This window comes from Pseudomonas abietaniphila, from assembly GCF_900100795.1.
Classification (GTDB): Bacteria; Pseudomonadota; Gammaproteobacteria; order Pseudomonadales; family Pseudomonadaceae; genus Aquipseudomonas; species Aquipseudomonas abietaniphila.
Map to the genome: position 1 here is coordinate 318,209 of NZ_FNCO01000002.1, position 11,716 is coordinate 329,924.

The window sequence follows — 11,716 nt, forward strand, 5'->3', positions numbered from 1 at the left end:
CGTCTGGCACACCGCACAATCGGGTTTTACTGCTGCTTCGCAGCAGATCGCGGGACAAGCCACGCTCCTACAGGATTTGCGTTGTTGTTAGAACCGCGAGCCTGTTCAGATCAAGTTATGGGTTTTCAGCCATCCAAGGCCCGCTTCGGTGGTGGTCAGCGGCTTATATTCACAACCGATCCAGCCGCGATAACCCAGCTTGTCCAGATGCCCGAACAGGAAGCCGTAGTTGATCTCGCCGGTGCCGGGTTCGTGGCGGCCGGGGTTGTCCGCCAGTTGCACGTGGCGAATCACCGGCAGGTTCTTTTCCAGGGTCCGGGCCAGATCGCCCTCCATGATCTGCATGTGATAGATGTCGTATTGCAACGACAGATTGCGGCTGCCGACTTTCTCGCGGATGTCCAGTGCCTGAGCCGTGGTGTTGAGGTAGAAACCCGGAATATCGAGGGTGTTGATCATTTCCATGACCAGGTCGATGCCCTGAGTCTGCAGCTTGTCCGCTGCGTACTTGAGGTTATCGACGAAGGTCTTTTCGATCAGCGCGTCGTCAAAGCCTTGTGGCTTGATCCCCGCCAGGCAGTTGACCTGGGTATTGCCCAGCACTTTGGCGTAGGCAATCGCCAGATCGACGCCGGCATAGAACTCTTCGACCCGGTCGGGATGGCAGGCAATACCGCGCTCGCCTTTGGCCCAATCCCCGGCGGGCAGGTTGAACAGCACCTGGGTCAAGCCGTTGGCGTCCAGTTCGGCCTTGATCTGCGCCGAGCTGAAGTCATACGGAAACAGGTACTCGACACCGCTGAAGCCCGCGTTGGCGGCGGCTTCGAAGCGTTGCAGAAAGTCCAGCTCGGTGAAGAGCATGGACAGGTTGGCGCATAAACGGGGCATGGTGGCTCCTTGTTCTCGCTCTTGTTGAGGGGCGTCAATCAATCCAGCAGGCTGATGGCAGTCGGGGCGTCGTCGCGGTGTTCGGCCAGCGATTCGAATTCATTGATCGCATTGATCTCGGTGCCCATGGCGATGTTGGTCACACGCTCCAGAATGATCTCGACGACCACCGGAACGCTGTACTGCTGCATCAGGCTGGACGCTTCGGCGAGTGCCGCCTGAATATGCGCCGGATCGCTGACCCTGATCGCCTTGCAGCCCAGGCCTTCGGCGACCGCAACATGGTCGACGCCATAGCCTTCCAGCTCCGGGGCGTTGATGTTGTCGAACGCCAGTTGCACGCAGTAATCGATGTCGAAGTTGCGCTGTGCCTGACGGATCAGGCCCAGGTACGAGTTGTTCACCACGACGTGGATGTACGGCAGCTTGAACTGCGCACCGACGGCCAGTTCTTCGATCATGAACTGGAAGTCATAGTCGCCGGACAGCGCAACGACCTTGCGACTCGGATCGGCTTTCGCCACGCCCAGCGCGGCCGGAATGGTCCAGCCAAGTGGGCCTGCCTGGCCGCAGTTGATCCAGTGACGCGGCTTGTAGACGTGCAGGAATTGCGCGCCGGCGATCTGCGACAGGCCTATGGTGCTGACGTAGCAGGTGTCCTTGCCGAAGAACTGGTTCATCTCTTCGTAAACACGTTGCGGCTTGACCGGAATGTTGTCGTAGTGCGTCTTGCGCTGCATCGTGCGCTTGCGTTCCTGGCAGCTGGCGAGCCAGCCGCTACGGTCCTTGAGCTTGCCGGCGGTGTGCCATTCGCGGGCCACTTCAAGGAACATCGCCAGGGCGGCACCTGCGTCCGAGACGATGCCCAGATCCGGCATCAGCACCCGGCCGATCTGCGTCGGTTCGATATCAATGTGGATGAACTTGCGACCCTCGCTGTACACCGAAACGGTGCCGGTGTGGCGGTTCGCCCAGCGGTTACCGATACCGAGCACCATGTCCGATTCCAGCATCGTGGCGTTGCCGTAGCGGTGGGACGTCTGCAGTCCGACCATGCCTGCCATCTGTGGATGGTCGTCTGGAATCGTGCCCCAGCCCATCAGGGTCGGGATCACCGGGATGCCGGTCAGTTCGGCGAACTCCACCAGCGCGTCCGAAGCGTCGGCGTTGATGATGCCGCCACCGGCGACGATCAGCGGGCGCTCGGAGGCGTTGAGCATGGCCAGGGCTTTTTCGATCTGATTGCGACTGGCTTGCGGTTTGATCACCGGCAGCGGTTCGTACGCGTCGATGTCGAATTCAATCTCCGCCATCTGCACGTCGAACGGCAGGTCGATCAGTACAGGGCCCGGACGACCGCTGCGCATCAACTGAAAGGCTTTCTGGAACACGTAAGGCACCTGGCCAGGCTCCATGACGGTGGTCGCCCACTTGGCGACCGGGGAAGCGATGCTGGCGATGTCGACCGCCTGGAAGTCTTCCTTGTGCATGCGGGCACGGGGCGCTTGCCCGGTGATGCAGAGGATCGGAATCGAGTCGGCAGACGCGGAGTAGAGGCCGGTGATCATGTCAGTACCGGCAGGGCCGGACGTGCCGATGCAGACGCCGATGTTGCCTGCGATTGCCCGGGTGTAACCCTCGGCCATGTGTGAGGCGCCCTCGACATGACGTGCCAGCACGTGATCGATGCCGCCGAGTTTCTTGAATGCGGCGTACAACGGGTTGATGGCAGCGCCGGGGATACCGAACGCGGTATCGACCCCTTCGCGACGCATCACCAGAACGGCGGCTTCGATGGCTCTCATGATGGTCATTTGTTAGTCTCCTGAACTCGATAGTTTTTGTACGTAGTTCTTTATTTTTTGTACGCAAGCAGCGTGATTTGAATTGAAGTTTTTGTGAATGGCTGCTTTTGGCAATTCTGTCGGTATCAGGAGTATCGAATGGATCGTTACACAGAGCTGCGCAGCTACGTGCTGGTGGCCACTCATGGCAGCTTTGCCGCGGCTGCGCTGGTCGAAGGCGTGACCCCGGTCATCATGGGAAGGCGACTCAGTGCGCTGGAGGATCGACTGGGCGTGAAGCTGATTCACCGGTCAACCCGTGGGCTGACCCTGACCGACGCAGGTGATTCCTATCTGGAAAACGCCAAGCAGGTGCTGCAGTCGTTCGAAGAGCTGGACGCGAGCATTAGCGAAAACGAAAGCAGTGTGCGCGGCCACCTGGTGGTGTCGGCCCCGGCAGGTTTCGGACGTCAGCACGTGGCACCCCATGCGCCGGAATTCCAGGCGCGCTTTCCCGATCTGCAGCTGTCCTTCAACCTCACGGACAACGTGGTCGATCTGGTGCGTGAGGGGTATGACATGAGCATCCGCATCGGCGAAGTGCTCGACCCCAACTACGTGGCCATCAAGCTGTTCGCCAACAAACGGGTGGTGTGCGGGTCGCCGCAGTATTTCGTCGAACACGGGTTCCCACAGGCGCTGGAGGACCTGGCCGAGCACAACTGCCTGTCCTTCAACCTCCAGGGCGGACAGCATCGTGGCTGGACATTTCTGCGCGACGGCAAGCAGGTGGCGGTTAAGGTGGCCGGGAATCTGTACTGCAACGACGGGGAGTTGCTGTACGACTGGGCCAAGCGCGGCCTCGGCCTTTGCTGGCGTTCAACGTGGGAAATCCAGAACGAAATCGACAGTGGCGCACTGGTGACGGTACTGGATGAATTTGCGTTGCCCAGTTACGACATTCAGGGGGTGTACCCGCAGCAGCATTACCTGCCGGCAAAGGTGCGGTTTTTCATTGCGTTTCTCAAAGAGGTGTACAACCGGCCGGGGTATTGGAAGCAGGGGTAATGGGCTTTTCGTTCGCGACCTGGAGGAAATGATTCCTCCCGTGGCAGCGAGCTTGCTCGCGAAGACTTATGGCCGGACGATAGACCGGTATCGAATTGACCTGCGCCTTCGTGAGCAAGCTCACTCCACAGTGGAGTCACACAGCTGACTGATCAGCGACTAAAAAGCGCAACCTATCAAATCAGCTCCACGGAAACCGGCGGCAGTCCGCGAATTTCACCCACCGCCAATCCCGGCCCTTTGGTCAGGTACATGCCGGTGTACGACCCCGTGGTGATCACCAGGTCCGGCGTTACACTCAGGCCATTTTGCGTGTGGTGATTGACCACCCAAGGCAGCAAGCGGCGCGGGTCACCGGCCGGGTTTGCACCGTCACCCGGCACGATGTCTTCATCGCCGAAGGTAAAGGTCAGTGCGGGTTCGACGAAGGGAAAGCTGGCGTCGTACGGCACAAAATCGCCCACGATCAACGCGCCATGGTTGAGCAGATCGCCGAGCGCCAGCAAAGGCTCGATCTTGGGCCACGCCGCAAAACGGCTCGACACCACTTCGATGGTCGCGCCCATGGAACCGATGCTGCCCAGTACTTCTTCATCAGAGTACGGCTCGTCACGGGGGGCGAATTCGCGGTTCAGGCGAAAGGCGATTTCCAGCTCCAGAATCGGCGCCGGGTAGTCAACGCATTCCACCTGACTGCCACTGGCAAACAGGCCGTCTTCAGGCAACAGTGCGCCATTGATCGGGCCGCCGTGGGTGGATTTTGAGCCGACTTTCCAACCGCCGACGGTCGTCTCGCGCAGGCGCAGGATTTCCCGCTGCAAGGCATAAGCGCTGGCAGCATCAGCGGGCACGTATTCAGGACGAATCTCGGTGAGTTTCTGACCGTCGCGCATGGCGTCGACGATCAATTCGGCAATGTTCGCTGGGTGAGACGGTAGGTTCACGCGGGACTTCCTTCAGGCAATTGAATGGAAAGCGCTCCACGGCCAAACCTTTCAGGGCCGCGGAGCCAGCAGGGCTACTCTAACCTCATTTGCTCACGACCGCCGACACCGGGCTTTGGGCGGAGGGCGGCCCGGACGACGGCAACGGGCCAATGACGGGGGCTTCAGGCAGGGTGAATTTATCTTCAGGCTTCATCCGCAAGGCCAGAATCACGCCGATCGCCATCAGCACCACACTGCCCGCAAAGGGCAGTTCCCAGCTGCCAAAGCGGTCGATCACATAACCTGAGACCACGGGCGACAGGATCGCGGCCGCCGCTGATCCAGTGTTCATGATCCCGGAAGCGGTGCCGCTGTATTGCGGGGCGATGTCCATGGGAATCGCCCACATCGGGCCAATGGTCATTTCCGCGAAGAAGAAGCCACCCGCCAGGCACAGCATGGACACATAGACGTTATGGCTGAGCATGACCGGGATCACGCAGAGCAGCGTCAGGAACATGCAGATCGCAACCATCCAGCTGCGTGAGCGCTTCAGGCATTGGGTCTTGATCAGCAGCCGGTCGGTGACCAGCCCGCCAAGGGTGTCACCGACCACACCGGCGAGGAACACCGCCGATGCGAAAATGGCCGATTTCTTAAGGTCCATGTTGTAGCTGTGCAGGAAGTACTGCGGAATCCACGACAGGAACAACCACAGCGTCCAGCCGTAGCAGAAGTAAACGACGGTCACCGGAAACATGCGCTTGAAGAGCGGCTTCCAGGGCACTTTCGGTGGCTTGGGTTTTGGCGGCGGCAGCAGCGCCAGTTCTGCCGGTGTGATGTGCGGGTGGTCCTTGGGATGCTCGGTGAAGACGAACGCCCAGAGCACGACCCACACCAGGCTGATCGCACCGCAGACAAAGAACGCGGCGCGCCAGCTGTACGCGGCCATGATTGCGACCACAGCCGCGGGCGCTACGGCATTGCCGATGCGGGCTGCGGAGTGGGTAATGCCTTGGGCGAAGCCGCGTTTTTCCTGAGCGACCCAACGTGACATGGCGGCAGTGGCCGCAGGGAAGGTGGCGCCTTCACCCAGGCCGAGCAGCAAGCGCGCCGCGAGCAGCGAAAACAGACCACCGGCAAAACCGGTGAGCACGGTCGCGAGCCCCCAGAGTGCGCCGCAGAAAATCAGCGTGCGGCGCGCGCCATACTTGTCACTGATCCAGCCGCCGATGATCTGGAACACCAGATACGGATATGCGAATGCCGAGAACACCAGGCCGATCTGGGTGTTGGACAGGCCGAACTCGGTGCCGAATCCGGAGGCGGCCGTGCTCACGTTGACACGGTCCAGGTAGGTGATGAAGTACATGACGCAGAGCATGAGCAGCACCATGCTCGTAGGGCGAAGGCGGAACAGTTTCATGACGCTATCTCCAGTTTCTTATTGTTCGCGCCAGTGGCGCGTGAGTCGGGATAGGGCAGAAGCAGGTTGCAGGCCTCAAGCGGCAAGTGAGTTGCCGCTTGAACGGCTGTTCATCGCTGGAAAGGGACGTGCTGCGAGCCGATGAAATCCATGGCCGCGGCCACGCCGCTGCCGCTGAGTTTCACCCCGGCCATTTGCAGGCCCATCTCGCAACCGGCCAGAGTCGCCATCAACGTCAGGTCGTTGCAGTCACCCAGATGGCCGATGCGGAACATCCGGCCTTTCATTTTGCCGAGCCCGGTGCCCAGTGACATGTCGAAGCGTTCGTAGATGACCTTGCGCACCTGATCCGCATCCACGCCGTCGGGCGTCATCACGCCCGTCAGCACGGGGCTGTACACCGACGGGTCCGCGCACTGGATCGGCAGCCCCCAGGCATTGACGGCCGTCCGGCAGGCTTGCGCCAGGCGGTTGTGGCGGGCGAACACATTGTCCAGGCCTTCGCCGAGGATCATGTCCAGCGCTTCGGACAGCCCATACAGCAGGTTGGTATTGGGGGTGTACGGCCAGTAACCGGTCTTGTTCATCTCGATGATTTCGTCCCACGCCCAGAAACTGCGCGGCAAACGTGCGTTTTGACTGGCAGCGACGGCTTTGGCGGACACGGCGTTGAAACTGATGCCCGGCGGAAGCATCAGGCCTTTCTGCGAACCCGACACCGTCACGTCCACGCCCCATTCGTCATGACGATAATCTGCCGAGGCCAGGCCTGAGATGGTGTCGACCAACAGCAGCGCAGGGTGTCCGGCAGCGTCGATGGCCTTGCGCACGGAAGCGATGTCGGATGTCACGCCGGTACTGGTTTCGTTGTGCACCACGCACACGGCTTTGATGCTGTGTGCGGTGTCGCGGCGCAAACGCGCTTCGATCTTGTCGGCGTCCACGCCATAGCGCCAGCCTTCGATGCCTGGCAAACCGAGGAACTCCGGCTCGATGCCCAGGCTTTCAGCCATCTTCTTCCACAGCGTGGCGAAGTGACCGGTTTCGAACATCAGGACCTTGTCTCCCGCGCTCAGGGTATTGCACAGCGCCGCTTCCCAGGCGCCTGTGCCGGAGGCCGGATAAATGATGACGGGCTGGGTGGTTTTGAAGACCTGCTTGATACCCGTCAGCACCTTGAGACCCAATTCGGCGAATTCAGGACCTCGGTGGTCGATGGTGGGGTAGCTCATGGCACGCAGAATGCGGTCCGGGACCGGGCTGGGCCCAGGGATTTGCAGAAAATGACGACCGGCTGGGTGGAAATCGAGCTTCATGGAGATACGCCTCTGTTTTTGTATTTTGAATGCAAAATACATTAGCACTGGTTTGACGCGCGTCAAATGTGTGAGCGCAAGCGCGCAAAAACACGATTTTCCGCCGCAGAGGCCGAAATTTTGTCTTAGTATCCGAGCATCACTGTGAGGACTTTGTATGCAAGATTCAGATTTCTCGATGCCCACGGAAGGCGTGAAGCAACTGCCCAAGCTGGAGCGTCAACGTCTTCATGACACCGTGGTAGAGCATCTGCGCAGCTTTATCATTGAAGGCACGCTGGGCGCAGGGACCAAACTCAACGAGCGTGAGTTGTGCGAGACCCTTGGTATTTCCCGCACGCCCTTGCGAGAAGCGCTGAAGGTTCTGGAAGCTGAAGGGCTCATCGAGATCTCACCCAATCGGGGCGCCAGCGTTGCCCGTATGTCGGAATTGGACATCCGCGAAGCGTTTGAGCTGATGAGCGGTCTGGAAGCGTTCGCCGGCGAACTGGCGTGCGAGCGGATCACCTCTGAAGAGCTGGACGAGATCAAGGCGCTGCATTACGCGATGGTGGTGTGCAAAAACCAGAATGACCTTCCCGGCTACTACCAACGCAATCGTGCCATTCACGACCTGATCAACCTCGCTGCGCGCAACTCGGCGCTGCGACAGACGTACATGGCGTTGAACGGGCGAATACAGGCATTACGTTTTCGCTCGAACCTGCAAGCGCCGAAGTGGGAACGTGCGGTGCACGATCATGAAGACATGATCCAGGCGCTGGAAGCGCGCGACGGTAAACGCTTGAGTGCCATTCTGCGGCAGCACCTGTTGGCCAAGCGCGATGCGTTGATGCTGATGCTGGGGCAGGGAAGCGAATGAACGGAACAGCAACTGCCGACACGTCGATCCGCTGCGGTTTAACCGTTACCACACTCATCACCCAGCCGGGTGTATTCAAGTTTGTGCGAGACACCCTTGCTGTCCACGTATTCCATTTGTGCCTTGACCGGGCCGCATGCGTTGGTCGCTGAACTGGCGTTACTGATTCGCACCACCTTGGCGATGTCGAGGTCCTGCGAGTAGTCGTACTGAACGTCCGTGGCGGCTGTGGCCGCTGTCTGGCCGGGCGTATCGTTGGCCGACGCGAACAGACTGAACATCGACAAAGCGGCAAACAGTGCGTATTTCATGACGGGCTCCAACGAAGCAATAGTGCAAGCGGCGATAGCGAAAGGGCTGGCTGATGGCGTCATTCTAGGGAGTGCGTCGGTTCGCTTAGAAATACTGTCTGTCGATAGGCGTCATCACGTGTGATGATGCGCACGAACCGGTGCTTTGCTGTCGGTAAAAGACCTGTTGCCTGTTTAGAGAGGGATAACGTACGCCGGGCATTATTGTTTGACGCGGCGGAATAAAAGCGGATCAAGCGCGTCTTGCAAGGGACATTCACTGAATGCATCACGTGTTCACACTTTCCCTGTTCGAGACGCTGACTTTATGAAAACCCGTTCTTTGAAACTGAGCAAACTTCGCGCTGCGTTGGCGATCGCCGCATTCGCCCTGACCTCGGTCGGCATGGCGAGTACGGCATCGGCTGCGCCGGTCCACAACATCGTGCTGGTGCATGGCGCATTTGTGAATGGCGCCGGCTGGAAGCCGGTGTACGACATTCTGGTCAAGGACGGCTATCACGTCTCGGTGGCTGCACACCCTTTGACGTCTTTCAATGATGACGTCACAGCCGTCAAACGCATTTTGGCGATGCAGGACGGACCGACCATTTTGGTCGGGCACAGCTATGGCGGCGCGGTGATTTCCAATGCGGGCGAGGACGCGCACGTTGCCGGGTTGGTGTATATCGCCGCCCACGCGCTGGATGTCGGTGAAACCGAAGCGGCGAACGGCAAGCTTTACCCCAATGCCACCAAGGCGGTGAAAAAGACCGACGACGGCTTCCTGTACCTCGATCCGGCGTTTTACCCTGCCGATTTCGCCGCTGACTTGCCCAAGGCTCAGGCAGAGTTCGAAGCCAATGCGCAATTCCTGACGTCAGCTTCCGTGTTCACCACGCCCGCCACGGTGGCCGCATGGAAGACCAAGCCCAGCTGGTACGCAGTGGCCAAAGCGGATCGGATGATCAACCCGGACCTTGAACGCATGTACGCCAGGCGCGCTAATGCGCACACCATCGAAATCGACGGTGCCAGTCATGCGGTATACGAGTCGCATCCCAAGGAAGTCGCTGCGCTGATCGAACAGGCCGCGCAGCACGCGCAGGACGCGCCGTGATTCGATTGTCGTAGCCGTCTGGCTTGCTGGCGAACGCGCTCTTGCAAGCGCAACCGTCCGCAAGCCGGGCCACTACGCCGCGCGGTTCACCCGCGCTTCGAGGTCCTTGCGAAACAGCTCCGGGCGGCTCAAGTAATGCCCGAATGCCAACACTTCCCACTGACCGTCGATCTCCAGGGCAAATGCCGGGACGCCTTGCGCACCCATGCGTCGCATGACGGCATGGCTGCTTTCCAGATGCTGTTCGATACCGTCATCGAGCAGCGCCAGGAGTTGGCCTTCGAACGTTTGTGGGTCATAACCCAGCACTTCGGCCACATCGATGATCACGGCGATATCGGCAATCGCCCGACCTTCCTGGTAATACGCGACCTGCAAACGCTTGAGCATCTCCACCCCGCGTCCGGACAGCGCTTCTGCGGCCAGCATCGCGGCGATCGGCAGTGAGGAGTCGAGCACCACGTCGTCGCGTTCCTGAAGCCCATTGACGTAAGCATCGCCAAACGTCTGTTTGCTGTAGAACGTGATGCGCGTTTCATGGGGACGAACGAAGTCGCGCCATTCGGGTGACATTGTGCGGCGCTTGTCCCCGGACAGCATGCCGATGCCCTGTGGCTGAACATGAACGCCTGGGACACTCATGGCGGCGCTGATCATCGGCGCCGCGCCATAGCACCAGCCGCAGAAGGGGTCATACAGGTAATGCAGGGTTGCAGTGCTCATGCCGGGTTCCTCCAGAGGCGCTAGGGGCGTTCAAACCAGTGCCGGGTAGTCGATATAGCCGCGCGCATCACCGCCGAAAAAGCTGTTGCCATCGGCCGGGTTCAGCGGGTGGTTCCCCTGCAGGCGCGCTGGCAGGTCGGGGTTGGCAATGAACGGGCGCCCAAAGGCGATGAGGTCGGCGCGGCCTTCCTGTAAGGCCCGTTCGGCGGTCTGTTGGTCATAACCGCCCGCCAGCATCAGGACGCCTTTGAACTCGCTGCGCAGACGCGCAATGATTGCGTCCCAACGAGGATCGAATTGCTCGTCGCGCACGGTGCCCACCATGGCCGGTTCCACCAGGTGCAAGTACGCAAGGTTCAGGGTGTCGAGCTGGCGAACGATGTAGCTGAAGGTTTCTTCCGGGGTCTCATCGCCCATGCCCATGAAGCGCCCCATCGGCGTCAGTCGAACGGCCACGCGATCCGCCCCGACTTCCTCGACGACCGCGCGAGTGACCTCCAGCACCAGTCGTGCTCGTTTTTCCAGGGAGCCGCCGTATTCATCGGTGCGATGATTACTCGCCGAGTTAATGAACTGATCCAGCAGATAGCCGTTACCGGCGTGAATCTCGACGCCGTCCATGCCTGCCAGCAGCGCGTTGCGCGCGGCGACGCGGTAGTCCTCGATGATCGCTTGAATGCCTTCGACGGTCAGGGCTTGCGGGACCGGAACATCGCCCCAGACGCCATGGCCGTGCTCATCGATGATGAACGTCTTGCCCGGAACCGGCAGGGCGCTGGGTGCCACCGGCAACCCGCCCTCAGGCTGAAACACGGGGTGCGAGACGCGGCCGACATGCCACAACTGCAGGAACATCCGGCCGCCCTCGGCGTGCACCGCGTCACTGACCTGTTTCCAGCCGGCCACCTGTTCAGCGCTGTGGATGCCGGGTGTCCACGCATAACCCTGGCCTTGCTGCGAGATCTGCGTGGCTTCGGTGACGATCAGTGCCGCGGACGCGCGCTGGCGGTAATACTCGACGTTCATCGGGGTCGGCACGTTGCCGGGTTGACCGGCACGGGAGCGGGTGAGCGGCGCCATGGCCACGCGATGGTTGAGCGTCAGGTTGCCAAGCTTGATGGGGGAAAAGAGTTTCATGAGGGTTGCCTCGCAGGCTTGAAGGGTGTGTTAGATGGCTCTACGGTAGGCGTTCGGGCGGGGCGGGAGAATGGGTCGACGGCGCAACGGTGCTTCGCGTTTAGCGCAATGCTGACGTTCCAGGCGTCATTTCTGGACAGCAAAAAAAGCCCCGCAAGGGCGGGGCGCTGATGAGT

Annotated in this window: 11 protein-coding genes; 3 read left to right on the plus strand and 8 right to left on the minus strand. The window is 60.4% G+C overall.

Annotated features, from left to right (window positions below; all coding sequences use genetic code 11):
- Nucleotides 1-105: 105 nt before the first annotated feature.
- Both hyi and gcl read right to left on the minus strand, forming a co-directional pair.
- On the minus strand, nucleotides 106-888 hold the full coding sequence (gene hyi / locus BLS87_RS04870; RefSeq protein WP_074750638.1) for a hydroxypyruvate isomerase: 783 nt from the start codon (nucleotides 886-888) through the stop codon (nucleotides 106-108).
- A gap of 38 nt (nucleotides 889-926) precedes the next feature.
- Entirely contained in the window at nucleotides 927-2,702 is a 1,776-nt protein-coding gene (gene gcl / locus BLS87_RS04875; protein ID WP_074750640.1) for a glyoxylate carboligase, read from the minus strand.
- A 129-nt stretch (nucleotides 2,703-2,831) separates the two neighbouring features.
- Between gcl and BLS87_RS04880 the strand changes: the two genes are divergently transcribed.
- Nucleotides 2,832-3,740 carry a LysR family transcriptional regulator gene (locus BLS87_RS04880; RefSeq protein ID WP_074750643.1) on the plus strand — a complete coding sequence of 303 codons (909 nt, stop codon included), beginning with the start codon at nucleotides 2,832-2,834 and terminating at the stop codon, nucleotides 3,738-3,740.
- Between the two features lie 176 nt (nucleotides 3,741-3,916).
- Here the strand turns inward: BLS87_RS04880 and BLS87_RS04885 are convergent, their stop codons facing one another.
- From BLS87_RS04885 to BLS87_RS04895, 3 genes are all read right to left on the minus strand, one after another.
- A complete protein-coding gene (locus BLS87_RS04885) occupies nucleotides 3,917-4,684 on the minus strand; it encodes a 2-keto-4-pentenoate hydratase (protein WP_074750644.1) in 768 nt (255 codons plus the stop codon).
- 85 nt (nucleotides 4,685-4,769) lie between these two features.
- Nucleotides 4,770-6,092 (minus strand): MFS transporter, encoded by a 1,323-nt coding sequence (locus BLS87_RS04890; RefSeq protein WP_083370600.1) that lies wholly within the window; start codon nucleotides 6,090-6,092, stop codon nucleotides 4,770-4,772.
- Between the two features lie 110 nt (nucleotides 6,093-6,202).
- The gene (locus BLS87_RS04895) at nucleotides 6,203-7,408 is read right to left on the minus strand and encodes a pyridoxal-phosphate-dependent aminotransferase family protein (protein ID WP_074750646.1); all 1,206 of its coding nucleotides are present in this window, start codon (nucleotides 7,406-7,408) and stop codon (nucleotides 6,203-6,205) included.
- Nucleotides 7,409-7,565: 157 nt separating this feature from the next.
- On the opposite strand from BLS87_RS04895, the gene BLS87_RS04900 reads away from it, so the two are divergent.
- On the plus strand, nucleotides 7,566-8,270 hold the full coding sequence (locus tag BLS87_RS04900; RefSeq protein ID WP_074750648.1) for a GntR family transcriptional regulator: 705 nt from the start codon (nucleotides 7,566-7,568) through the stop codon (nucleotides 8,268-8,270).
- 38 nt (nucleotides 8,271-8,308) lie between these two features.
- Here the strand turns inward: BLS87_RS04900 and BLS87_RS04905 are convergent, their stop codons facing one another.
- A complete protein-coding gene (locus tag BLS87_RS04905) occupies nucleotides 8,309-8,581 on the minus strand; it encodes a DUF2790 domain-containing protein (RefSeq protein ID WP_074750650.1) in 273 nt (90 codons plus the stop codon).
- A 307-nt stretch (nucleotides 8,582-8,888) separates the two neighbouring features.
- Here BLS87_RS04905 and BLS87_RS04910 point away from each other — a divergent pair, with 307 nt between their 5' ends.
- Complete coding sequence (locus BLS87_RS04910) at nucleotides 8,889-9,680, plus strand: alpha/beta fold hydrolase (protein ID WP_083370601.1); 792 nt, start codon at nucleotides 8,889-8,891, stop codon at nucleotides 9,678-9,680.
- A 72-nt stretch (nucleotides 9,681-9,752) separates the two neighbouring features.
- On the opposite strand, the gene BLS87_RS04915 is transcribed toward BLS87_RS04910, so the two are convergent.
- Both BLS87_RS04915 and BLS87_RS04920 read right to left on the minus strand, forming a co-directional pair.
- Nucleotides 9,753-10,403 (minus strand): DsbA family protein, encoded by a 651-nt coding sequence (locus BLS87_RS04915; RefSeq protein WP_074750652.1) that lies wholly within the window; start codon nucleotides 10,401-10,403, stop codon nucleotides 9,753-9,755.
- Nucleotides 10,404-10,433: 30 nt separating this feature from the next.
- Nucleotides 10,434-11,540 carry an alkene reductase gene (locus BLS87_RS04920; RefSeq protein ID WP_074750654.1) on the minus strand — a complete coding sequence of 369 codons (1,107 nt, stop codon included), beginning with the start codon at nucleotides 11,538-11,540 and terminating at the stop codon, nucleotides 10,434-10,436.
- Between the last annotated feature and the right edge of the window lie 176 nt (nucleotides 11,541-11,716).